General features: G+C 63.7%; 24 protein-coding genes. 8 read left to right on the forward strand and 16 right to left on the reverse strand.

Features of this window, described 5'->3' with window-relative positions; translation table 11 throughout:
- Positions 1–6 precede the first annotated feature (6 nt).
- Positions 7–1284, forward strand: a complete 1278-nt coding sequence (locus AAE027_RS29345) for a YeaH/YhbH family protein (RefSeq protein WP_370989490.1) — start codon at positions 7–9, stop codon at positions 1282–1284.
- Positions 1281–2819 carry a SpoVR family protein gene (locus AAE027_RS29350; protein ID WP_370989431.1) on the forward strand — a complete coding sequence of 513 codons (1539 nt, stop codon included), beginning with the start codon at positions 1281–1283 and terminating at the stop codon, positions 2817–2819. Before AAE027_RS29345 ends, AAE027_RS29350 begins: the two co-directional genes overlap by 4 nt.
- A 105-nt stretch (positions 2820–2924) precedes the next feature.
- On the opposite strand, the gene AAE027_RS29355 is transcribed toward AAE027_RS29350, so the two are convergent.
- From AAE027_RS29355 to AAE027_RS29380, 6 genes are all read right to left on the reverse strand, one after another.
- On the reverse strand, positions 2925–3371 hold the full coding sequence (locus AAE027_RS29355; protein ID WP_370989491.1) for a DUF1801 domain-containing protein: 447 nt from the start codon (positions 3369–3371) through the stop codon (positions 2925–2927).
- 12 nt (positions 3372–3383) lie between these two features.
- Positions 3384–3587 (reverse strand): hypothetical protein, encoded by a 204-nt coding sequence (locus AAE027_RS29360; RefSeq protein ID WP_370989432.1) that lies wholly within the window; start codon positions 3585–3587, stop codon positions 3384–3386.
- 43 nt (positions 3588–3630) lie between these two features.
- Positions 3631–4050 (reverse strand): SRPBCC family protein, encoded by a 420-nt coding sequence (locus tag AAE027_RS29365; RefSeq protein ID WP_370989433.1) that lies wholly within the window; start codon positions 4048–4050, stop codon positions 3631–3633.
- Positions 4047–4370 carry an ArsR/SmtB family transcription factor gene (locus tag AAE027_RS29370; protein ID WP_091879607.1) on the reverse strand — a complete coding sequence of 108 codons (324 nt, stop codon included), beginning with the start codon at positions 4368–4370 and terminating at the stop codon, positions 4047–4049. The genes AAE027_RS29365 and AAE027_RS29370 overlap by 4 nt, the downstream gene beginning before the upstream one ends.
- A gap of 213 nt (positions 4371–4583) precedes the next feature.
- Positions 4584–5033: a DsrE family protein gene (locus tag AAE027_RS29375; RefSeq protein ID WP_370989434.1), complete on the reverse strand. Its 450-nt coding sequence runs from the start codon at positions 5031–5033 to the stop codon at positions 4584–4586.
- A 37-nt stretch (positions 5034–5070) separates the two neighbouring features.
- Positions 5071–5691 carry a hypothetical protein gene (locus AAE027_RS29380; protein ID WP_370989435.1) on the reverse strand — a complete coding sequence of 207 codons (621 nt, stop codon included), beginning with the start codon at positions 5689–5691 and terminating at the stop codon, positions 5071–5073.
- A gap of 323 nt (positions 5692–6014) precedes the next feature.
- Here AAE027_RS29380 and AAE027_RS29385 point away from each other — a divergent pair, with 323 nt between their 5' ends.
- Together AAE027_RS29385 and AAE027_RS29390 are read left to right on the forward strand one after the other, a co-directional pair.
- Complete coding sequence (locus AAE027_RS29385) at positions 6015–7541, forward strand: SUMF1/EgtB/PvdO family nonheme iron enzyme (RefSeq protein WP_370989436.1); 1527 nt, start codon at positions 6015–6017, stop codon at positions 7539–7541.
- Between the two features lie 17 nt (positions 7542–7558).
- Positions 7559–8008 (forward strand): DUF4399 domain-containing protein, encoded by a 450-nt coding sequence (locus AAE027_RS29390; protein ID WP_370989437.1) that lies wholly within the window; start codon positions 7559–7561, stop codon positions 8006–8008.
- Here the strand turns inward: AAE027_RS29390 and AAE027_RS29395 are convergent, their stop codons facing one another.
- The 10 genes from AAE027_RS29395 to pqqA all read right to left on the reverse strand — a co-directional run bounded on the left by AAE027_RS29395 (position 8009) and on the right by pqqA (position 18411).
- The gene (locus AAE027_RS29395) at positions 8009–9064 is read right to left on the reverse strand and encodes a 2-oxoacid:ferredoxin oxidoreductase subunit beta (protein ID WP_128936150.1); all 1056 of its coding nucleotides are present in this window, start codon (positions 9062–9064) and stop codon (positions 8009–8011) included.
- 172 nt (positions 9065–9236) lie between these two features.
- Positions 9237–11084, reverse strand: a complete 1848-nt coding sequence (locus tag AAE027_RS29400) for a 2-oxoacid:acceptor oxidoreductase subunit alpha (protein WP_370989438.1) — start codon at positions 11082–11084, stop codon at positions 9237–9239.
- Positions 11054–12853, reverse strand: a complete 1800-nt coding sequence (locus AAE027_RS29405; RefSeq protein ID WP_370989439.1) for an FAD-dependent oxidoreductase — start codon at positions 12851–12853, stop codon at positions 11054–11056. The genes AAE027_RS29400 and AAE027_RS29405 overlap by 31 nt, the downstream gene beginning before the upstream one ends.
- A 455-nt stretch (positions 12854–13308) precedes the next feature.
- A complete protein-coding gene (locus tag AAE027_RS29410; RefSeq protein WP_370989440.1) occupies positions 13309–13986 on the reverse strand; it encodes a hypothetical protein in 678 nt (225 codons plus the stop codon).
- A 13-nt stretch (positions 13987–13999) separates the two neighbouring features.
- The gene (pip, locus tag AAE027_RS29415) at positions 14000–14986 is read right to left on the reverse strand and encodes a prolyl aminopeptidase (RefSeq protein ID WP_370989441.1); all 987 of its coding nucleotides are present in this window, start codon (positions 14984–14986) and stop codon (positions 14000–14002) included.
- Positions 14976–16175, reverse strand: coding sequence for a pyrroloquinoline quinone biosynthesis protein PqqE (gene pqqE / locus AAE027_RS29420; protein ID WP_370989442.1), 1200 nt, complete (start codon positions 16173–16175; stop codon positions 14976–14978). The genes pip and pqqE overlap by 11 nt, the downstream gene beginning before the upstream one ends.
- Positions 16172–16483, reverse strand: a complete 312-nt coding sequence (pqqD, locus tag AAE027_RS29425; RefSeq protein WP_370989443.1) for a pyrroloquinoline quinone biosynthesis peptide chaperone PqqD — start codon at positions 16481–16483, stop codon at positions 16172–16174. The genes pqqE and pqqD overlap by 4 nt, the downstream gene beginning before the upstream one ends.
- An 11-nt stretch (positions 16484–16494) precedes the next feature.
- Positions 16495–17274, reverse strand: a complete 780-nt coding sequence (gene pqqC, locus AAE027_RS29430; RefSeq protein ID WP_370989444.1) for a pyrroloquinoline-quinone synthase PqqC — start codon at positions 17272–17274, stop codon at positions 16495–16497.
- Positions 17271–18200, reverse strand: coding sequence for a pyrroloquinoline quinone biosynthesis protein PqqB (pqqB, locus tag AAE027_RS29435; RefSeq protein ID WP_370989445.1), 930 nt, complete (start codon positions 18198–18200; stop codon positions 17271–17273). Before pqqB ends, pqqC begins: the two co-directional genes overlap by 4 nt.
- A gap of 130 nt (positions 18201–18330) precedes the next feature.
- Entirely contained in the window at positions 18331–18411 is an 81-nt protein-coding gene (gene pqqA / locus AAE027_RS29440; RefSeq protein WP_007595659.1) for a pyrroloquinoline quinone precursor peptide PqqA, read from the reverse strand.
- Positions 18412–18676: 265 nt separating this feature from the next.
- On the opposite strand from pqqA, the gene AAE027_RS29445 reads away from it, so the two are divergent.
- The 4 genes from AAE027_RS29445 to AAE027_RS29460 all read left to right on the forward strand — a co-directional run bounded on the left by AAE027_RS29445 (position 18677) and on the right by AAE027_RS29460 (position 21302).
- Entirely contained in the window at positions 18677–18934 is a 258-nt protein-coding gene (locus tag AAE027_RS29445) for a DUF6894 family protein (RefSeq protein WP_124162551.1), read from the forward strand.
- 234 nt (positions 18935–19168) lie between these two features.
- Positions 19169–20569 (forward strand): amidase family protein, encoded by a 1401-nt coding sequence (locus AAE027_RS29450; protein ID WP_370989446.1) that lies wholly within the window; start codon positions 19169–19171, stop codon positions 20567–20569.
- Between the two features lie 2 nt (positions 20570–20571).
- A complete protein-coding gene (locus AAE027_RS29455) occupies positions 20572–21048 on the forward strand; it encodes a glutathione peroxidase (RefSeq protein ID WP_370989447.1) in 477 nt (158 codons plus the stop codon).
- A gap of 11 nt (positions 21049–21059) precedes the next feature.
- On the forward strand, positions 21060–21302 hold the full coding sequence (locus tag AAE027_RS29460; protein WP_035730878.1) for a DUF3297 family protein: 243 nt from the start codon (positions 21060–21062) through the stop codon (positions 21300–21302).
- Positions 21303–21401: the final 99 nt, after the last annotated feature.

Consider the following 21401-nt stretch of genomic DNA (forward strand, 5'->3'; position numbering starts at 1 on the left):
GTGGCCATTCACATTATTGACAGGCGCCTGAATCCAGGCGGCAAGAGTCTTGAGAACCGGCAGCGGTTCTTGCGTCGGGCCAAATCCCTGGTGCAGGGCGCCGTCAAGAAGACCTCGCAGGAACGCGACATCAAGGATGTCCTGGAGGGTGGCGAGGTCACGATCCCGCTCGACGGCATGCACGAGCCGCGCTTCCGCCGCGAGGGCGGCACGCGCGACATGGTACTGCCCGGAAACAAGAAGTTCGTCGAGGGCGACTATCTCCAGCGCTCCGGCCAGGGCAGCGCCAAGGATTCCGGCCCCGGCGAAGGCGACAGCGAGGACGCGTTCCGCTTCGTGCTGAGCCGCGACGAGTTCGTCGACCTCTTCCTCGACGACCTCGAGCTGCCGGATCTTGCCAAGCGCAAGATCGCGCAGACCGAGAGCGAGGGCATCCAGCGCGCCGGCTACACCACCTCGGGCTCGCCCGCCAACATCTCTGTGAGCCGGACGGTGCAGCTCGCGCTCGCCCGCCGCATCGCGCTCCGCCGTCCCCGCAAGAGCGAGATCGATGAGCTGGAAGCCGAGATTGCCGCCTGCACCGACGAGGACGTGCGAGCCGAGCTGCTGGCCAAGCTCGAAAAGCTCAAGGCGAAATCCAAGCGCATCCCCTTCATCGACCCGCTCGATATCCGCTACCGCCGCTTCGAGACCGTGCCGCGGCCGGTGGCGCAGGCCGTGATGTTCTGCCTGATGGACGTCTCGGGCTCGATGTCCGAGCACATGAAGGATCTGGCCAAGCGCTTCTACATGCTGCTCTACGTGTTCCTGAAGCGCCGCTACAAGCATGTCGAGATCGTCTTCATCCGCCACACCGACCGCGCCGAGGAGGTCGACGAGCAGACCTTCTTCTACGGCCCGGCCTCGGGCGGCACGCTGGTCTCCAGCGCGCTCCAGGCGATGCACGAGATCGTGCGCGAGCGCTTCAATCCGGCGGACTGGAACATCTATGCCGCACAAGCCTCTGACGGCGACAATTCCTATTCCGACGGCGAGCTCACGGGCCTGCTGCTGACCGACAAGATCCTGCCGGTCTGCCAGTTCTTTGCCTATCTCGAGGTCGGCGAGTCCGGGGGGAGCGCCTTCGATCTCTCTGACTCCTCACTCTGGACCCTCTATGAGCGCCTGCGCGGCAGCGGCGCACCGCTCTCGATGCGCAAGGTGTCGGAACGCAGCGAGATCTTTCCGGTGTTCCACGACCTGTTCCAGCGCCGCGAAACCAGCCAGGAGAAGGCCGCTCCATGACGGAACGCTTGTTCGAAGGCGCGGATTGGGATTTTCGCACCTTGCAGCGCATCACCGATGCCTGCGAGGAGGTCGCGTTGAAGGATCTCGGTCTCGACGTCTATCCGAACCAGATCGAGGTCATCACCGCCGAGCAGATGCTGGACGCGTACTCGTCGGTCGGCATGCCCTTGTTCTACAAGCACTGGTCGTTCGGCAAGCATTTTGCGTTTCACGAGGCGTCCTATCGCAAGGGACTGATGGGCCTTGCCTATGAGATCGTGATCAACTCCTCGCCCTGCATCTCCTACCTGATGGAGGAGAACACGGCGACGATGCAGACGCTGGTGATCGCGCACGCCGCCTTCGGCCACAACCACTTCTTCAAGAACAACTATCTATTCAAGCAGTGGACCGATGCCGACGGCATCCTGGATTATCTCGACTTCGCCAAGAATTATGTCGCGAGCTGCGAGGAGCGCTACGGCCGCATCGAGGTCGAGCGCACGCTCGACGCTGCACACGCGCTGATGTCGCACGGCATCGACCGCTATCCCGGCAAGAAGAAGCTCGATTTGCGCGCCGAGGAGAAGCGGGCAGGGCGCCGCCGTCAGCATGAGGAGGAGGTCTTCAACGACCTCTGGCGCACAGTCCCGAAGGGCGCCGCCAAGAGCCGGTCCGCGCTCAGCATCGAACGCCGCCGCAAGCTGCTCGGCTTGCCGCAGGAGAATTTGCTCTATTTCCTGGAGAAGAGCGCACCGCGGCTGGCGCCGTGGCAGCGCGAGCTGCTGCGCATCGTGCGCCACATCGCGCAATATTTCTATCCGCAGAGCCAGACCAAGGTCATGAACGAAGGGACGGCGACCTACGTCCACTACCGCATCATGACCATGCTGCACGAGCGAGGCCGCATCACCGACGGCAACTTCCTCGAATTCCTGGGATCGCACACCAACGTGGTGTTCCAGCCCGAGTTCGACGATCCACGCTTCTCCGGCTTCAATCCCTATGCGCTCGGCTTTGCCGTGATGCAGGACATCGAGCGCATCGTCACCAAACCGGAAGACGAGGACCGTGAATGGTTCCCGGACATCGCCGGCAGGGGCGACGTGATGGGCGTGCTGCGCGACGTCTGGGCCAATTACCGCGATGAAAGTTTTATCGGCCAGTTCTTAAGCCCCAGGCTGATGCGGCACTTCCGCATGTTCCACCTGCATGACGATCCCGAGGAGCGCGCGGGAATCCGGGTCGACGCCATCCACGACGAACGCGGCTTCCGCCGCGTCCGCCGCGAGCTGGCCCGGCAGCATGACGTCGGCTTCATCGACGCGAACATCGAGGTGGTCGACGTCGATCTCTCCGGCGACCGCCGGCTGATCCTGCATCACCACGTCATCAAGGGCTCGCAGCTCAACGAGACCGACGCCAAGCGCGTGCTTCAGCACCTGGCCGATCTCTGGACCTACGACGTCTCGCTGATCGAGGTCGACGCCAACGACAAGGTCCTGCGCGAATACGTCGTAAGCCCGCGCCCGATCCCGGCGGCAGTAGCCTGAGGCCGCGACTACGCCGGCTGAGCTTTGTTGAATCGACGCAAGCCAAGGACGCAGTTTCACCTCTCCCCGGTGGGGAGAGGTGTGCTCCGCGGTGATCATCGTATCCTAGGTCGATCGGTTCTTGGCCGGCTTCTTCTTGGCCTTGGACGCATTCAACTCCGCCGCCGCGCGAATAAGCGCCTTCAACGCCTTCTCGTTGATTTTCTCGCCCTCGCGAATATCGATCGCGCGCCGCACGTTGCCGTCGAGGCTGGAATTGAATAGCCCCGCCGGATCCTCCAGCGCAGCGCCCTTGGCAAAGGTCATCTTCACCACTTCCTTGTAGGTCTCGCCGGTGCAGATGATGCCGTCGTGCTCCCACACGGGAACGCCGCGCCATTTCCATTCCTCGACGATATCAGGGTCGGCTTCCTTGATCAGGCCACGGATCCGCCCCAGCATCTCGCCGCGCCAGTCGCCGAGCTCCTTGATCCTGCCGTCGATCAGCTTGGAGGGGGAAGCCCCATTCGCTTCCTTCGCGCCAGCCTTCTTCGCCGTCACAGTCTTCTTCATCATCTCGCCTCGTTACGCGTTGCTGCGGCTGACATAGGGCCGCGCGAACAGATATAACCCGGTCGCGAGCAACGGAATGAGTGGGACGAGCGCCAGGAAGCCGATCCAGACGGCCTGGATCTGAATGATCATCGCCACGATGTTGGCGATGACGGCGAGCGTGAAAGCCATCGACAGCCAGCGATGAATCTGCCGAATCCACATCTGCGTGCTCATTGGGACCTCCTTCTACATTGATCGGAATGGACGGCCGGCGGAGCTAGCCTGTCCGCGCCAGCAGGTCATCAAGCTTGGCAAAGAACTGCTTCCAGCCGGCATGCGCGCCGCCATAGGCCTGCTTCTGCGTCGGGCTGAAGCCCGCTTGCTCGACGCGCAGATGCGTGCCGGCGCCGGTCGGCGTCAGCGTGAAGGTCACGATGCTTTTCAGGTCGAACGCCGCATCCTCATGCGAGAAATTCCAGGTGTAGGCGAGCGTCTTTTGCGGCTCGATGGTGAGCACCTCGCAGTCGAGCACGCCGCCCCATTCGCCGCGCAGATTGAAGCGATGGCCGACGACCGGCTTGAAGTCGTTCTTCATCAGCCATTCCTCGATCAGATGCGGCTGCGTCAGCGCGCGCCAGAGCCGCTCCGCCGGAAAGGCAAATTCGCGTTCGACGACTACGGAGCGTGTTTCGTTCATTGGTCCATCCTCTTCAGGAGATCGTCGAGCGCGTCGAGCCGGTTCTGCCAGAAGCCGGCCATCTGGCTGGTCCAGTCGATCAGCGGATTGAGCGCACCGGGCTGCGCGCTGTAATGAGTCTGGCGTCCTTCATGGCGGTCGCGCACGAGGCCGGCCTGCTTCAAGGCGCCGAGATGCTTCGAGACCGCCGGCTGGGACACGCCCGACCGCGCCGTCAGTGCCCCGACCGTCTGCTCGCCCTCCCGGCACAGCCGTTCGAAGATCGCCCGCCGGGTCGGATCGGCGAGTGTCCTGAACAGGAGGTCGTGAGTGGCGGACATACGAGATCCATAACCGGTAAGTTATGGATTAACTCATAACCACAGGGTTATGGATAAGTCAAGCGCGAGGATGTGGCTCTCGCTCGCGCAACGCGCTCCGCCGTCATTGCGAGCGTAGCGAAGCAACCCAGAATTCCTCCTCAGAGACAGCCTGGATTGATTCGTCGCAAGGGCTCCTCGCAATGACGGAAAACGTGGCGGCGCCGCGCAGCCTTACGGCCGCAGATACAAATACCCCTGCGCCTGAAGCTCGGCGAGGCGGACCACGCCGCCTTTCTCCGCGCTGACGAAGCCCGGCAACAACTCCTTCAGTGAGACGTTCTGCGCCTTCATCGTGTTGCCGCAGGCGGCGAGCTCGACGCCGTCCTTGGAGAAATCACCGACACGCTTGCTGATGTCGGGGTTGGCCTGCGCCGCGTGAAACGCCTTCAGCGCCGGTCCGTGGATCACCAGCGCGATCGTGACATGGTCGGGGCCACCGACGCCGTCGATGTGGTTCTGGATGTTGCCGAGCACGAAATTGACCTTCTCGGCGTCGCTGAGGTGATAGGCCACCTTGAGCTTGTTGCCCGCGCTTGCCTCAGTGGCGGCTTGTGCACGCGAGGCGCCAAACGCCGCGCCCAAAGCGGAGACGGCGCTCCACAACATGTTCCGGCGATTCATGGCGATCTCCCTCGACCAAGACTTTGCCGGACACATATCATTTGTGACGCAGCGCGGCGAGCTCCTTGCGGTCGGTCACGAGCGAAGCGCACTCGCTGGTGTCGGTGCGGTCGAGGCGGAAGATCTTGTCGTCGGCGCCGGCGACCAGCGATTGCTCCGCCTCGTCATCCGGCTTGTTGTTCTGCCAGACCCTGACCTGTTCGAGCCGGATGATCGCGGACTTGTTGTCCTTGGAGAGCGCCACCTCGATCCCGCCGCCCTCGCAGTCGACGCCGCAGCCCATGCGGACCTCGTCCCCCTGACTGAGAAGCACCGCATGACTGCCGCACGAGCCGCTGGAGTCGAAATCGCCCGAGCGATGGCGATAGCGAAAACCGAGGCGGAAGGAATTGTGCAGTTGCTTGTCCTCCTTGTCGGTTTCCGCCGAGATCAGCAGCTTCATGGAAGCGACCTTCTGCTTGGGATGCCGCGCCAGATGCTCGGCATCGTAGTGGCGGACGAAGCAGGCATGGACCTTGTCAGCAGGCGCTCCCGCATAGAGCCGCGCATTGAAGGCGTCGGCTTCGGCCTTTGTGGTCTCCCGGACCTTGTCCTCATCGGCGTGGGCGACGCTGGTTAGCGCAGCCAAAGTGAGGGCAGCAAAGATGGAGAGCTTCATGATGACCTCGAGCGCGTGACAACCTTGCCGCAGCAGGACAGAACTCCTGTCCGTTAGACGCAGGCGAGGTGCATCGCGTTCAAGCTTCAGAAGTCGCTTCGTGCGACCATCGCGGCGCCGACTCGGGCCAGTGGTTTCGCGCCGGGTCTTAGTCATTGATGGGATCAAGAAGGTTCAAGCGGTGCAGCGCCTTGATGCTGCGGAACCCGATGCCGGCGATTGCTGCGACATTGTCTTGGTTCGTCAATGTGATAGCTTTCACAGACGACCGCCTTTGGCAGTCGTAAGCTGGGACTGCCTTGTAAGCTTGTGGAGTCCCCCGCATGGGCGAAATTCGCAACTTCAGATCCGGCAACCAGGATGAGCCGCCTCCACACGGCCCCATGCCTCGCCGTCTTGCGGCGATCATCGTCGGTGACATCGCCTCCTATAGCCGCATCATGCAGGCCGACGAGGAGGGGACGCATGTCCGCGTCAAGCGCATCGAGCGCGATATCATCCAGCCCACCATCATCGAGCACCATGGAAGTCTGGTGAAGACGACGGGCGATGGCTTCATCGCCATTTTCGATAGCCCCGTTGAGGCCGTTCGCTGCAGCATCGTCATCCAGCAGAACCTCATCGGCCGCAACGCCTCGCTTCCGAAGCATTCGCGCCTCGAATACCGGATTGGCGTCAATCTCGGCGACGTGATCGTAGAGCCGGACGACGTCTACGGCGACGGCGTCAACATCGCCACGCGCATTGAGGGCATTGCCGAGCCCGGCCAAGTCTATATCTCGGGCGCGATCTACGAGCAGATCAAGCACAAGGTGGTGTGCGGCTATGAGTCGCTCGGGGATCGCAAGGTCAAGAACATCACCGATCCGGTGCGGATCTATCGCGTGCTGCCGGATGCCGATGCGGTCGGCAGGACGCGAAGCCGGCGCGAGAGCGTCCTGCTATTTCTTCTGATCACGGCATTGCTGGTGATTGCCGGCTACGTGCTTTGGTACGTGCTGACGCAGCCCGGCAGGATGGGCGAGCAGGCCGCCACGCCAACCGCTTCCCCGGCCGCGTCACCGATCCCGCAGCCGTCGCCGCGCGAGGCGGCGACGCAGACGCCGCAACCATCTCCGTCACTGGCTTCTGCCCCTCCGTCGCCGTCACCGGTGCCCAGCCCATCGGCGACGCCACCTCGCGAACCCGAGATGATCGGCATTCGCGGCGGCAGCTTCGCGATGGGAAGCAATGACGATCCGACCGAACGGCCTGTCCACCAGGTTACGATCAAGCCGTTCTCGATCGCAAAATATCCGGTGACGGTGCAGGAATGGAACGAATGCGCCGCCGCCAAGGCGTGCGGATTCACCGCCACCGGCAAGGATGATTCCCCGGTCGGCAATGTGAGCTGGACCGATGCGCAGCAATATGCCGCCTGGCTCGCGCAAGCGACAAAGAAGGCCTACCGGCTTCCGAGCGAAGCCGAATGGGAATATGCGGCGCGCGGCGCAACGCAGACCAAATATTGGTGGGGCGACAAGCTTCAGCCAGGCATGGCCGGGTGCAAGGATTGCGGTGATCTTGCGGCCGAGCAGCCGGCCAAGGTCGGCAGTTTCAAGCCCAATCCATTCGGGCTCTACGACATGGGCGGCGGCATAGATCAGTGGGTCGAGGACTGCTGGCACAGGACCTATCAGGGCGCGCCGAGCGACGGCTCGGCGTGGAGCAGCGCGGACTGCAGCTCTCATGTCCTGCGGTCGGGCTCCTGGAAGAACGATTCAAGATATGTCCGGCCGTCAAACCGCGATGGTTACGACACCAATGTCCGTTACCCCACGCATGGATTCCGTGTCGCGCTCAGTCCATAAGTGCTGGAGTAGATTTGATGAAGATCATTTCCTGCGCCGCCCTGGCGGCCGCGATCGCATTGCTCCCGGGCGCGGCCTACTCGCAGGGCAAGAGCGCGCACAAGGACGCCAAACTCTATTTCATCACGCCGCATGACGGGCAGAAAGTTCGCGGTGGATTCTGGGTCCGGTTCGGCCTACGCAACATGGGCGTGACGCATGCCGGCGATGACTACCAGAACGCCGGTCACCACCATCTGCTGGTAGACGTCAACGATCCCATCGATCCCAAGGAGCCGATCCCGCAAGACAAGGCGCACCTGCACTTCGGCGCAGGGCAGACCGAAACCATGCTGGACCTTCCGCCGGGCACCCACACGCTGCAGTTGGTGCTCGGCGACGCCAAGCACTATCCGTTCGTACCGCCGGTCGTGTCGGAGAAGATCACGATACGCGTCAGACCGCTTGCTTCAGCGCGGAGTAAATGATCACCGCAGGCTGGCGTTGATCTTGTCCAGCACCGCCGAGCCCGGGCACAGCGCATCCGCCTCCAGCGTGTTGAGCGGCGTCTCGACCGTGTTGAGATGCTCGTGCAGGTCTTCCGCGTCGGGGTCGACATAGAGCAGTCCGGTGACGATCTGCCCCTTGGCGGCGTGCTTTTGCAGGAAGGTCATCGCGCCCAAACGGTCATGCGGATCGTAGTCGGCGTCGATCTTGCGCAGCGCGACCTTGCTGCCGTCATGCTGCTCAACCACCTGCACCGTGCCCGGCGCATAGTCCACCGCGATCGGATCGCGACCGACCAGCACGTCGAGCCGGTTCACCGCGTCATTGTGCTCGCGGACATAGTCAAAGCTCTTGGTCGAGCCGGCATGATTGTTGAAGGCGATGCAGGGGCTGATGACGTCGATGAACGACGCGCCCTTGTGCCGGATCGCCGCCGCAATCAGCGGCACGAGCTGGGTCTTGTCGCCGGAGAAGCTGCGCGCGACGAAGGTGGCACCGAGTTGCAGCGCGATCGCGACGAGGTCGATGGCGTTGTCGGTGTTGGTGACGCCCTTCTTGCTCTTCGAGCCGCGGTCGGCGGTGGCCGAGAACTGGCCCTTGGTCAGGCCGTAGACGCCGTTGTTCTCGACGATATAGGTCATGTTGACGGCGCGCCGGATCGAATGCGCGAACTGGCCGAAGCCGATCGAGGCGGAATCGCCGTCGCCGGAGACGCCGAGATAGATCAAATCGCGGTTGGCGAGGTTGGCGCCGGTCAGCACGCTGGGCATGCGGCCATGCACGGAGTTGAAGCCGTGCGAGTTGCCGAGGAAATAGTCCGGCGTCTTCGACGAGCAGCCGATGCCGGAGATTTTTGCCACCCGATGCGGCTCGATCGAGAGCTCATAGCAGGCCTCGATGATCGAGGCCGTGATCGAATCGTGGCCGCAGCCGGCGCACAGCGTCGAGATCTTGCCTTCGTAATCGCGGCGGGTATAGCCGAGCTCGTTCTTCTTCAGGCCCGGATGATGGAATTTCGGCTTGGCAATATAGGTCATGACAGTCTCTCTCTGCTCCCTCTCCCCGCTCTTCGCGGGGAGAGGGTTGGGGTGAGGGGCTCTTTCGACGAGTTCGACTCGTGGAGAGTCCCCCTCACCCGGATTGCTGCGCAATCCGACCTCTCCCCGCACGCGGGGAGAGGTGATTGCATCCAATTCCTGCGCTCTATCATCATGACACGGCCTTGCGGAGCGGGGTCACCTTGAGGTGATCCTGATGGTCGCCAATGGCTTTTGCGATGAAGCGGGCGGTGATCGGGGTGCCGTCGTAATGCACGATCGGCACGAGGCGGACGGGATCGATGCCGTTCTCGTTGACGATGAGTTGGCGGAGCTGACTGTCGCGGTTCTGCTCGACCACGTAGACGAAGTCGTGCTCGGCGAGGAAGCTCGCCACGCTGGAGTGGAACGGGAACGCGCGAATGCGCAGACGGTCGAGCTGATGCCCGCGCGCTTCCAACAGGCCGACCGCTTCGTCCATCGCCGGCGAGGTCGAGCCGAAATAGATCACGCCATATTTGGTCGGCCGTTCCGCATTGGCCTGCAGCGGCCGCGGTACGAGGTCCTGCGCGGTCTCGAACTTGCGCACCAGGCGCTGCATGTTGTCGGCGTAGACCGTGCCTTCCTCGGAGTAGCGCGCATAGCGGTCGCGCGAGGTGCCGCGGGTGAAGTAGGAGCCCTTGGTCGGATGCGTGCCGGGATAGGTGCGGTAGGGGATGCCGTCGCCATCGACGTCGAGATAGCGGCCGAAGTCGCGGCCTTCCTCCAGCATCTCCGCCGTCATGATCTTGCCGCGGTCATATTGCCTTGCATCGTCCCATTTCAGTGGGCGGCAGAGCCGATGGTTCATGCCGATGTCGAGGTCGAGCATCAGGAAGATGGTGGTTTGCAGCCGCTCGGCGAGGTCGAACGCGGCGGCCGCGAACTCGAACGCCTCGGCGGGATCTTCGGGGAATAGCAGCACATGCTTGGTGTCGCCGTGCGAAGCATAGGCGCAGGCGATGATGTCGCATTGCTGGGTGCGGGTCGGCATGCCCGTCGAGGGGCCGGCGCGCTGGATGTTCATGATCACGGCCGGAATCTCGGCAAAGTATGAGAGGCCGATGAACTCGGTCATCAGCGAGATGCCGGGGCCCGAGGTCGCCGTGAAGGCGCGGGCGCCGTTCCAGGACGCACCGATCACGATGCCGATCGAAGCGAGCTCGTCCTCGCCCTGCACGATCGCGTATTTCGCCTTGCCGGTTTCGGGATCGTGGCGGTACTTCTTGCAGTGGGCGGTGAAGGCCTCCGCCACCGACGACGACGGCGTGATCGGATACCAGGCGCACACGGTGGCGCCGCCATAGACCGCGCCGAGCGCGGCGGCGCTGTTGCCCTCGATGAAGATACGGTCGCCGACCTTGTCGGACTTCTTCACCCGCAGCCCGATCGGGCATTTCAGGTTTTGCAGCGCCCAGTCGCGGCCGAGATGCAGCGCGTGGACGTTGGAGGAGAGCAGCTTCTCCTTGCCCTTGTACTGCTCGCCGATCAGCTGCTCGATCAGCTTCGGGTCCATGTCGAGCAGCGCACTGAGGCTACCTAGATAGATGATGTTCTTGAACAGTTGGCGCTGGCGCGGATCGGTATAGGTCGAGTTGGTGATCGCGGTGAGCGGCACGCCGATCACGGTGATGTCGTCGCGGAATTTGGTCGACGGCATCGGCTTGGTGGAATCGTAGAACAGGTAGCCGCCGGGCTCGATGCCGGCGACGTCCTTGTCCCAGGTCTGCGGGTTCATCGCCACCATCATGTCGACGCCGCCGCGGGCGCCGAGATGGCCGTCTTCCGTCACCCGCACCTCGTACCAGGTCGGCAGGCCCTGGATGTTGGAGGGAAAGATATTGCGCGGGGAGACCGGCACGCCATGGCGCAGGATCGCGCGCGCGAACATCTCGTTGGCGCTGGCCGAGCCCGAGCCGTTGACGTTGGCGAAGCGGACGACGAAGTCGTTTACGCTGCTGAGCGGCTTTTTGTCGGGCATGTCGAACCTGCGTGGGTCATCTCGATGAAATATTTCTGCATGTCCCAGGCGCCGGTGGGGCAACGCTCGGCGCACAGCCCGCAATGCAGGCAGACGTCCTCGTCCTTCACCATCACGCGCCCGGTCTTGAGATCCGAAGAGACGTAGAGATCCTGGTCCGGATGCGGCGCGGGCGCCTTCAGGCGATGGCGCAGGTCGTTTTCCTCGCCGTTATCGGTGAAGGTGATGCAATCCATCGGGCAGATGTCGGCGCAAGCATCGCACTCGATGCAGAGCGAGGTCGAGAACACGGTCTGCACGTCGCAGTTCAGGCAGCGATGCGCCTCGCCGAGCGCGAGCTTGACGTCGTAGCCGAGCTCGACCTCGGCGCGGATGTCCTTCAGCGCGACGACCTTGTCGCGATGCGGCACCTTGAAGCGCTTGTCGATCGAGATGTCGTTGTCATAGCTCCATTCGTGGATGCCCATCTTCTGCGAGGAGATTTGCACCTCCGGCAGCGGGCGTTCGCTGACATCCTCGCCCGAGAGCAGTTTGTGGATCGACAGCGCGGCGTCATGGCCGTGCGCGACCGCCCAGATGATGTTCTTGGGGCCGAACGCAGCGTCACCGCCGAAGAACACCTTTGGATTGGTCGAGACGAAGGTCTCCGGATCGACCTTGGGCATATGCCATTTGTCGAACTCGATGCCGCAATCCTGCTCGATCCACGGAAAGGCGTTCTCCTGGCCGACCGCGACCAGCACGTCGTCGCATTCGAAGGTCTGGTCGGGCTCGCCTGATGGAACGAGATTGCGGCGGCCCTTGGCGTCGTATTCGGCCTTCACCTTCTGGAAGGTGATGCCGGTGAGCTTGCCATTGTCGTGGATGAAGGCGACGGGGACGAGGAAGTTGAGGATCGGGATGTCCTCGTGGATCGCGTCTTCCTTTTCCCAGGGCGAGGCCTTCATCTCCTCGAAGCCGGAGCGCACGACGACCTTGACGTCTTCGCCGCCGAGCCGGCGCGCGGTGCGACAGCAGTCCATCGCAGTGTTGCCGCCGCCGAGCACGATCACGCGCTTGCCTATTCTGTCGGTATGGCCGAACGACACCGAGGCCAGCCATTCGATGCCGATATGGATGTTGGCGGCGGCTTCCTTGCGGCCGGGAATGTCGAGCTCGCGGCCGCGCGGCGCGCCGGAGCCGACGAAGATCGCGTCGTATTTCTCCGCGAGCAGCGCCTTCATGCTGTCGATGCGGTGGCCGCCCTTGAAGTCGACGCCGAGGCCCAGGATGTAGCCGGTCTCCTCGTCGATCACGGAATTGGGCAGGCGGAATTTCGGGATCTGCGAGCGCATCATGCCGCCCGCTTCGGGATCGGCATCGAACACGGTGCAGTGATAGCCGAGCGGCGCGAGATCGCGCGCCACCGTCAGCGAGGCGGGACCGCCGCCGACCAGCGCAACGCGCTTGCCGTTCCTCGCGGCTGGGCGCGGCAGGCGCTGCCTGATGTCGTCCTTGAAGTCGGCCGCGACGCGCTTGAGGCGGCAGATCGCGACCGGATTGTCCTCGACGCGTCCGCGGCGACATGCCGGCTCGCATGGACGATCGCAGGTGCGTCCCAAAATTCCAGGGAACACGTTCGATTTCCAATTGATCATATAGGCGTCGCTGTAGCGGCCTTGGGCGATCAGTCGGATATATTCGGGAACCGGGGTGTGCGCAGGACAGGCCCACTGGCAATCGACCACTTTGTGAAAGTAGTCGGGGGCCGCAATGTCGGTCGGTTTCATTCCTACCCTGTCCGCGCAGGCCCAAAGACCCCGCGGCCTTTTCTTGAGCTTGGCGAGCGCTTAATGCGCTTCGATCTGGTTTCTGAATGGCATCATTGGGTTAGCTTATTAGAACGGCTCCGAAGTACAACGGCAAATTTGCGCGATCACCGCCTTTCATGGGAGCTACGCGCGCACAGCATTAACGCCGCGCACGATGTGCGTGCGGTGCAGCATATTGCGATGCCTGTGAGTGTGCTAAAATCGGATGAGAGCCGATGGTTCACCTCTCCCGCAGGGAGAGGTCGGATCGCATCGAAAGATGCGATCCGCGTGAGGGGTTACGGTCTCACTGAACGCTGCGGCCCCTCACCCGGATTGCTCAGGCGCGCAATTGCGCGCCATAGCAATCCGACCTCTCCCCTCCGGGGAGAGGTGAAGCCCCGCCAACCGATCTAGTCTCACTTCATCATGCTCTAACCGCGCAGGATGTCGCTCTTGGTCAAATCCCATATCAGGCAGTAGGTGCCGACGGAGATGGGAAGCGGCAAGGGCGCGGCGGCGGGGCCGGTGAAGCGCTCGGCGATGACGGCCGAGACTGCGCCGACATGCGTGCCGTCGATCAGCACGAACCAGTCGTGCGCGCCTTCATTGCGCACCGCCGGAATGTCCGCCGTTGCACCCGACAATTCGGGCTCGCTCTCCAGAAGATGCATGGAGATGATACCGTCGCGCTGGTCCGGCGCCAGCTTGTCATGCAGAGCATCACGCCATCGCGTTGCGTGGTCGGGTGTCGGCCGCAGCCGCACCACGCCGAGCGCGGTGCCACGTCCGGTGCCGTTGCTGATGGTGATGCGCGCGACGACGCGGAGCATGTCCTTGAAACGTGCCATGCATTGCCGCGACCAGTCGGTCGGATTCGCGAGCCGCGCCCGGTAGGCGGGACTGTCGAGCACGTCGAGCGTGGCCGTCGAATACAGGCAGAGATATTTGGGATTGGCGGCATGCGCGACATAGCGCCGCGCCTCCAGGAATCCGTCGATCGCGACGCGTTCTTCCAGATGCTCGCGATCGTACCAGCGGTTGAAATCGGCCTCATCGGCCGCGTCGATGTTCATCGACGTCAGCAGCATGCCTTTCCCGGCGAGCGGCATTCTTCTTATCCTATTATCGCGCGGCTTTCGACGCGAGGTCCGCGATCGACTTCATGACGGCGTCCCGCACGCCGGCATCATAGAGCGAATGTCCGGCTTCTTCCACGATGCGAAGCTCGGAATCCGGCCAAACCTTCGCGAGCGCCTGCGACGTCTCGGGCAGGCACAACAGATCGTAGCGGCCCTGGACGATGATGCCGGGGATGCCGGCGAGCCGCCCTGCATTCCGCAACAGCTGGCTCTCGCTCATGAAGCTGTCGTTGACGAAATAATGCGCCTCCATGAACGGCGTCGCGGGCAGCGTGCGCCACACGTTCAGTGAGGCCAGGTCCAGCCGCGTCTTGGCGGGCTTGTGCTCGGACAAGGTGCGCTCGGTGTCGTGCCAGGCCCGCGCGGCGGGGCCGTGCACGGTGGGATCGGCATCGAGGATGCGGCGCCAATAGGCCTCCACCGGCCGCGCGCGCTCTTCGAGCGGTAGCACGCTGAGAAAATCCTCGTAGAGCGCGGGATAGAATTGCGACAGGCGCGAGGTGAACGCCGTCTCGACCTCCGCCCGCGTGCCGAGAAACGTCGCGCGCAGCGCGATGCCACAGACGCGCTCGGGATGCGCCTCTGCATAAGCCAGCGCCAGCGTCGCGCCCCAGGAGCCACCGACCACCATCCAGCGCTGGAAGCCAAACTTGTCGCGGATCTTCTCCATGTCCGCGATCAGATGCACCGTGGTGTTGTGCTCGCGCGAGCCCTTGGGACGGCTGCGGCCGCAGCCGCGCTGGTCGAACAGCACGGCGCAGAAGCGATCAGGATCGAACAGGCGGCGATGGTCGGGCTGGCAGCCGCTGCCGGGCCCGCCATGCAGATAGATCGCGGGGATGCCGTCGGCGCGGCCGATGCTCTCGACATAGAGCTCAAAGCCGTCGCCGACATCGAGCATGTCAGAGGTCAGCGGCGCAAACGGATCGGCCCGCCTGATCGAGCTGGCCGCGTCGGCGTCAGGTCCCATTCTCGGATTCCAGCGTGCCGCCGGCGAAGTTGCGATAGAGGAAGCGGTTGGTCTCGCCCTCGGCCTCGCGCTCGGCCTGCTTGAAGATGGTCTCGTGCAGCGGCGACAGCGCGCAGGCCGGATCGGTGTTGGCGGCATCGCCCGTCAGCGCGAAGGCCTGGCAGCGGCAGCCGCCGAAATCGATCTCGCGGAATTCGCAAGACTTGCAGGGCTCCTTCATCCAGCCGGTGCCGCGATAGCGGTTGAAGGCGTCGGAATTCTGCCAGATCCAGGCGATCGAGTGATTGGAGCGCACGGATTCGAACTCGAGCCCGGTGATGCTCTCGGCGGCGTGGCACGGCAGCACCTTGCCGGCGGGCGAGATGTTGAAGAACTGCCGGCCCCAGCCGCCCATGCACTTCTTCGGCCGCAGCGCGTAATAGTCGGGAACGACGTAGTCGATCGCGAGTGTGCCCTTCAGGCGTTCGCGCGCCTCCTCGACGAGGCGGGTGCACTCGTCGAGCTGCGCCACCGTCGGCATCAGCGCGGCGCGGTTCTTCAGCGCCCAGCCGTAATATTGCACATTGGCGACCTCGAGCCGGTCGGCGTCGAGATCGACCGCCATCTGGATGATGTCGGGGAGCTGGTGCAGGTTCTGCCGATGCATCACCGCGTTCACGGTGAGCGGCAGATCGAGCTCCCGCGTCCATCTGGCGACTTCGAGCTTCTTGCGGTGACCGTTTTTGTAGCCGGCGACGCGATCGGCAAGGCCCTCTTCAACGCCCTGGAAACTGATCTGGATGTGGCAGAGCCCGGCATCCGCAAGATCGCTCAGCCGCTCGCGCGTCAGCAGCACGGCCGAGGTGATCAGGTTGGTATAGAGCCCGGCGTCGCTGGCGTGCTTGACCAGCTCGACCAGGTCCTTCCGCGCCGTCGGCTCGCCGCCGGAGAAATGCACCTGGAGCACGCCGATCTCGGCGAGCTCGCTCAATACCTTCTTCCATTCCTCTGTCGTCAGCTCCTTGCTCGAGCGGTCGAGCTCGACCGGGTTGGAGCAATAGGGGCATTGCAGCGGGCAGCGATGGGTGATTTCGAGCAGCACGGCGAGCGGAATGCCGAACGTCTCCGCCGTCGAGCGCTGCTTCTCCAGCACCGCGAGGCTGTCGCTAACATCTGACGGGATGGTGGGATTGCCGAGCACATCGCTCATGACGTCTTCTCCCGGGCCTCCGTGAGAAAGCCCTTGTCGGCGAGATCCTGCAGCATGACGATGACGTCAGTGAGGATCGCCTCGCGCGGCGCGGCGTATTTCGCGGCCAGCCGATCGGCGACGTCGCCGACATTGCGCTGGCCGTCGCAGAGCTGCAAGACCTCGACCGCGATCTCGTCCGGGGCCAGCACCCGTTCCGGTGCCAGGATCACCCAGACCTGTCGCGTCTCGTCGTATTTCAGCTTGGCATGCCGCGGCAGCACGGGGCGGCTTGCCTCGCTGACGCTGATGTTCCGCGGCCCGGCCATCGCTTTAATCCTCAGCTCGCCTTGGGCACGAAGGCGCCCGGCGGAATGTGGCCCTCGACATAGGCGTGTTGGAGTGCGTCCAGTTGCACCCACAGCACGTTGGTCTTGAAGATCAGCGCATTGCACACCTGCGCGCGCTGCTCCGGCGTCGTGGCATGCGCCTTGACATAGTCGAGCGCAAAGCCGGCATCGCGCGGCGCCTGGGTCAGACGTCGCTTGAAGTAGCTCATGATGTCGGGGTTGACGAAGTCGTAATGCGCCAGCATGCCGGAGATGCGCTCTTCGTGCAGGTTCGGCGCGAACAATTCGGTCAGCGAGGAGGCGATCGCCTCCAGCGGGCTCTTCTCGCGGCAATAGTGGACATAGGCCTCGACCGCGAAGCGCGTCGCCGGCAAAATGCCTTCGGTCGATTCCACGTAAGCCGTGTCGAGGCCCAGGCCCTCGGTCAGCTTCAGCCAGCGCTCGATGCCGCCCTCGCTGCCGACGTCGCCGTCATGGTCCTCGATGCGGTGGCGCCATTCCAGGCGCGTAGCGCGGTCGCGGAAGCGCGAGATGACGACCGCGTCCTTGATCGGGATCGTGCTCTGGTAATAGTAGCGGTTCAGCGCCCAGGCCTGCACCTGACCCTTGTTCAGCTTGCCGCCATGCAGCAGCTTATGGAACGGATGCAGGCTGTGATAGCGCGTCGCCCCGATATGGCGCAGCGTCGCCTCGAGCTCCTCGGCGCTAGTGAGCTTGATGTCCTTGCCGATCGAGAGCGCGGTCATTCCTGTCAGTGACGCGGCATTCACAGCACGATCTCCGTTCCATCCGCGGGTATCTGCCAGCCCGCCTGTTCAGTGGCTTTCCGCTCGGGTGAAGCGGGCAGCAGCGCCGGATTCGAGTTATTGATATGCAGAAAAATCTTCCTGTCGATAGCGAGGTCGGCCAGCCGCGCGATCGCGCCGTCGCCGCCGGACATCGCGACATGGCCCATGCTCTTGCCGGTCTTGTGGCCGAGCCCGGCCCTGATCATCTCGTCGTCGCGCCAGACCGTGCCGTCGAAGAACACCAGCGCGGCGCCTTCGATCTCGGCCTTGAGCGCGTCGGTGACCTCGGCGCAGGCCGCGATGAAATAGAAGCACTTGCCGCTTGTCTTGTCCGTGATCTTCAGGCCCAGCGTATCGCCATCGCCGGTCTCCCCGCCCGGATGCGCCTTGCCTTCCAGATACCAGGCGGATTTGCCCGGCACCGCGAACGGCAGCACCTCGATCCCTGAGCGCGCGCCATCCGGCAGTCGCGGCTCGAACGGCTCGCCGATGTCGATCGGCTGACGCCGCACGTTCTTCTCGTTCAGCACGTTGAAGATGCTGTTGCTCTTCAGGATCGCCAGCACCTTCTCATGCGCGTAAACCGTGAAGGGCGAGCCTTCCCGCATCGACAGCAGGCCTGCGACCGCGTCCACTTCGCCGTTGGTCAGGATCACGCCGGCAATCGGCGTATGGCGCAGCGCGCCCGCCTTCGGGTGCAACTGCGGCGTGGCGTTCAATTGCTGGCGAAGGTCGGGGGAGGCGTTGATCAGGAACCAGTGCTCGCCGTCGCCGCTGAAGGCGACCGACGCCTGGGTTCTCAAGAGGTCATGGCCGCTGGCACGGGCCGCTCGGCAGCCCTCGCAGCCGCAATTCCATTGCGGCACTCCGCCGCCGGCTGCGGCGCCCAGGACGACGACGCGAAGCATGATCCGTCTCCTGGAGGGAACGCTGCGAGGTGGATCTCGGGTCGACACGGAGTGCCGACAAAGATCATGTCTTCCGGCAACCTATTGTGATCGAAAGATCCACCTGCGCTGAACGCAGACCGCCCGCCGCTTACTTGCGGGTGGCGCTCACATACATGTTGATTTCCATGCCGCAGGGCACTTCGACGATCTTCGGGGCTTTCCAGGCCATTTGGCTCTCCATTTTATTTTCGCGAAACCGGACGTATCCGCCCGCGCTTAAGTTAATGCGGGCGGAAAAGTTCGCCAGTGAAATTTTCCCGACCAAGGTAGTAGGCCGGCGGAATTGTTGCACCGCAAAGAGAGCGCATTACGGCCGTAAAGATGAGCGAATGGCATGCGCAAAAACGCCGATAGGTCGTGATCCCTGTCGGGATAAACGAGTTGTGAGTATAGAACGGCTTCCAATCGGCTACAGCGACCCCATTGGATCAGGCATGCCCAGATATTTCTTCAACACCCGTATCGGCGACGAACTGATCGTGGATCCTGACGGCGAGGATCTGCGCAACCCCGATCGCGCCTGGGAGGTCGCGCGCCAGATGATCCTGGAGGTGGTGAAGTCGGAGGGCGCCCAGCCGGCCCTGCTCGAGGCCGTCATCGAGGTGACCGATGACGACGGGGAGATCGTGCTGGAGTTTCCCTTCACCGAGGCGCTCCTGGACATGCCGGACCAGTCCGCAACCAGGCATTAGGGGCCCACGGGTCGGGTAAGGGGCGCGCAACTCCCTCCACCGTCATTGCGAGGAGCTCTTGCGACGAAGCAATCCAGACTGTCTCTGTGGAGGGATTCTGGATTGCTTCGCTGCGCTCGCAATGACGGAGAATGAGGCACCACCCGCCGCCAAACCCGCCCTTCGCCCCTGCGAAATCCGCATGGCTTTGCCGCCTTCCCGGCGCTAAAAGACGCCGGTCATACGGAGCAAGCCATGCAAGATCTCTGGCGCCTGTCGGCCGCCGACCTCGCCGCCCTCGTCAAGTCCAAAAAGGTGTCCGCCAGGGAGGCCGCCAAGGCCGGTCTCGCCCGCCTGGACGCCGTCAATCCCGCGCTCAACGCGGTGATCGACCACCGGCCGGACGACGTGTTCAAGCAGGCTGACGCCGTTGATGCCGCCATCGCGCGGGGCGAGGACCCCGGCGTGCTCGCGGGCGTGCCCGTCACCACCAAGGCCAATGTCGACCAGGAAGGCTTTGCCACCACCAACGGGCTGAAACTCCAGCGCGACTTGATCGCGCGCGAGGACAATCCGGTGGTCGCCAATTTCCGCAAAGCCGGCGCCATCCTGCTCGGCCGCACCAATTGTCCGGCCTTTTCCTACCGCTGGTTCACCACCAATCTGATCCATGGCGACACCAAGAACCCCCGCGATGCTTCGCTGACCCCCGGCGGCTCCTCCGGCGGCGCCGGCTCGGCGGTCGCGGCCGGCATCGGCCACATCGCCCACGGCACCGACATTGCCGGCTCGATCCGCTATCCCGCCTATGCCTGCGGCGTGCACGGCCTGCGCCCGACGCTCGGCCGCATTCCCGCTTTCAATCCCGCACTGCCGGAGCGCCCGATCGGGCCGCAGATCATGGCGGTCTCCGGCCCGCTGGCGCGCACCGTCAACGACTTGCGGATTTCACTCGCCGCGATGTCGGCCCGCGACATCCGCGATCCCTGGTTCGTGCCGGTGCCGCTGGAAGGTCCCGCACGGCCGAAGCGTGCCGCGCTCTGTCTCAATCCGGGCGGCCTTGCCACCACGCCGGAGGTGAAGGCGGCGGTGAGCGATGCCGGCAAGCGGCTGGAGCGCGCGGGCTGGACCGTCGACGTCATCGCGGATACGCCGCCGACGCGCGACGCGGTCGAGTGGCAGATCAAGCTCTGGCTCGGCGATGGCTACGAGGCGCAGCTAGAGGCGGCCGAGCGCGAGGGCGATCCCGGTGCGCTGGCCTGCCTGCGCGGTAACCGCAGCAGGGTTACGCCGATGGACCAGGCGAATTACGCGAAGGCGCTGACCCGCCGCGCGACGCTAACCCGCGAATGGATGCTGTTCTTCGAAAAATATGCCGTGCTGCTGACGCCGGTCTCCGGCGAACTGCCGTTCCCCGATCATCTCGACCTCAAGGATGACGAGTCTTTCAAGCGCGTCTGGGAAGCGCAGCTGCCGCAGATCGCGATTCCCTTCATGGGCTTGCCGGGCCTCGTGGTCTCCACCGGTCTCGTCGGCAAGGCGCCCGTCGGCGTGCACATCGTCTCCGGCCGCTACCGCGAGGATCTGTGCCTGCTCGCGGGCGAAGCGATCGAGGCCGGCGGCGTGCCGCCGTCGCCGATCGATCCCGTGGGCTAGCGATGACTGCTATCTACGACTTCAGGGCCAACTCGCTCGCCGGCGAGGAGGTGCCGATGCGCCGTTTCGAGGGACAGGTGCTGCTGATCGTCAACACCGCGAGCAAATGCGGCTTCACGCCGCAATATCGCGGATTGGAGGATCTCTATCGCGATCTGTCGCCGCGCGGCTTCTCGGTGCTCGGCTTTCCCTGCAACCAGTTCGGCGCGCAGGAGCCGGGGCAGGCGGACGAGATCCAGGCGTTCTGTTCGACCAATTACGACGTCACCTTCCCGCTGTTCGAGAAGATCGACGTCAATGGCGCCAACGCACACCCTCTGTATGAGTACCTGAAACGGCAGCAATCCGGGCTTCTCGGCGCCTCCATCAAATGGAATTTCACCAAATTCCTGGTGGATCGTGCCGGCAAGGTGGTCGCGCGCTACGCGCCGACCGCGCGGCCCGAAGGATTGCGCAATCAAATCGAAACACTGCTGTGAGCGAGACAATCATGAGCGACGAATTTCCGGACCGCCTGTCGGTCGATCCGAACAGCCCCTATTACAACGCGGACATCCTGGCGCGCGACGTCGGCATCCGCTTCAAGGGCATCGAGAAGACCAATGTCGAGGAATACTGCATCAGCGAAGGCTGGGTCCGCGTCACCGCCGGCAACGCCAAGGACCGCTACGGCAACCCGCTGACCATCAAGGTGCATGGTCCCGTCGAGCCGTATTTCAGGGATAAGAAGTAAGCGCGCGGCGCACACTCTTTCCTCGTCATTGCGAGCGAAGCGAAGCAATCCAGAAATCTTTCCGCAGTGACGATCTGGATTGCTTCGTCGCATCAGCGC

Origin of the sequence: Bradyrhizobium sp. DN3, assembly GCF_041357655.1 — a bacterium.
In the GTDB taxonomy this organism is placed as follows: Bacteria; Pseudomonadota; Alphaproteobacteria; order Rhizobiales; family Xanthobacteraceae; genus Bradyrhizobium.

What these genes read in the sequence shown, in the direction of transcription:
- AAE027_RS29350 (WP_370989431.1), top strand. Translation starts at nt 1,281, where the DNA reads ATGACGGAACGCTTGTTCGAAGGCGCGGATTGGGATTTTCGCACCTTG.
- AAE027_RS29355 (WP_370989491.1), bottom strand. Translation starts at nt 3,371, where the DNA reads ATGAAGAAGACTGTGACGGCGAAGAAGGCTGGCGCGAAGGAAGCGAAT.
- AAE027_RS29360 (WP_370989432.1), bottom strand. Translation starts at nt 3,587, where the DNA reads ATGAGCACGCAGATGTGGATTCGGCAGATTCATCGCTGGCTGTCGATG.
- AAE027_RS29365 (WP_370989433.1), bottom strand. Translation starts at nt 4,050, where the DNA reads ATGAACGAAACACGCTCCGTAGTCGTCGAACGCGAATTTGCCTTTCCG.
- AAE027_RS29370 (WP_091879607.1), bottom strand. Translation starts at nt 4,370, where the DNA reads ATGTCCGCCACTCACGACCTCCTGTTCAGGACACTCGCCGATCCGACC.
- AAE027_RS29375 (WP_370989434.1), bottom strand. Translation starts at nt 5,033, where the DNA reads ATGAATCGCCGGAACATGTTGTGGAGCGCCGTCTCCGCTTTGGGCGCG.
- AAE027_RS29380 (WP_370989435.1), bottom strand. Translation starts at nt 5,691, where the DNA reads ATGAAGCTCTCCATCTTTGCTGCCCTCACTTTGGCTGCGCTAACCAGC.
- AAE027_RS29385 (WP_370989436.1), top strand. Translation starts at nt 6,015, where the DNA reads ATGGGCGAAATTCGCAACTTCAGATCCGGCAACCAGGATGAGCCGCCT.
- AAE027_RS29390 (WP_370989437.1), top strand. Translation starts at nt 7,559, where the DNA reads ATGAAGATCATTTCCTGCGCCGCCCTGGCGGCCGCGATCGCATTGCTC.
- AAE027_RS29395 (WP_128936150.1), bottom strand. Translation starts at nt 9,064, where the DNA reads ATGACCTATATTGCCAAGCCGAAATTCCATCATCCGGGCCTGAAGAAG.
- AAE027_RS29400 (WP_370989438.1), bottom strand. Translation starts at nt 11,084, where the DNA reads ATGCCCGACAAAAAGCCGCTCAGCAGCGTAAACGACTTCGTCGTCCGC.
- AAE027_RS29405 (WP_370989439.1), bottom strand. Translation starts at nt 12,853, where the DNA reads ATGAAACCGACCGACATTGCGGCCCCCGACTACTTTCACAAAGTGGTC.
- AAE027_RS29410 (WP_370989440.1), bottom strand. Translation starts at nt 13,986, where the DNA reads ATGCCGCTCGCCGGGAAAGGCATGCTGCTGACGTCGATGAACATCGAC.
- pip (WP_370989441.1), bottom strand. Translation starts at nt 14,986, where the DNA reads ATGGGACCTGACGCCGACGCGGCCAGCTCGATCAGGCGGGCCGATCCG.
- pqqE (WP_370989442.1), bottom strand. Translation starts at nt 16,175, where the DNA reads ATGAGCGATGTGCTCGGCAATCCCACCATCCCGTCAGATGTTAGCGAC.
- pqqD (WP_370989443.1), bottom strand. Translation starts at nt 16,483, where the DNA reads ATGGCCGGGCCGCGGAACATCAGCGTCAGCGAGGCAAGCCGCCCCGTG.
- pqqB (WP_370989445.1), bottom strand. Translation starts at nt 18,200, where the DNA reads ATGCTTCGCGTCGTCGTCCTGGGCGCCGCAGCCGGCGGCGGAGTGCCG.
- pqqA (WP_007595659.1), bottom strand. Translation starts at nt 18,411, where the DNA reads ATGGCCTGGAAAGCCCCGAAGATCGTCGAAGTGCCCTGCGGCATGGAA.
- AAE027_RS29445 (WP_124162551.1), top strand. Translation starts at nt 18,677, where the DNA reads ATGCCCAGATATTTCTTCAACACCCGTATCGGCGACGAACTGATCGTG.
- AAE027_RS29450 (WP_370989446.1), top strand. Translation starts at nt 19,169, where the DNA reads ATGCAAGATCTCTGGCGCCTGTCGGCCGCCGACCTCGCCGCCCTCGTC.
- AAE027_RS29455 (WP_370989447.1), top strand. Translation starts at nt 20,572, where the DNA reads ATGACTGCTATCTACGACTTCAGGGCCAACTCGCTCGCCGGCGAGGAG.
- AAE027_RS29460 (WP_035730878.1), top strand. Translation starts at nt 21,060, where the DNA reads ATGAGCGACGAATTTCCGGACCGCCTGTCGGTCGATCCGAACAGCCCC.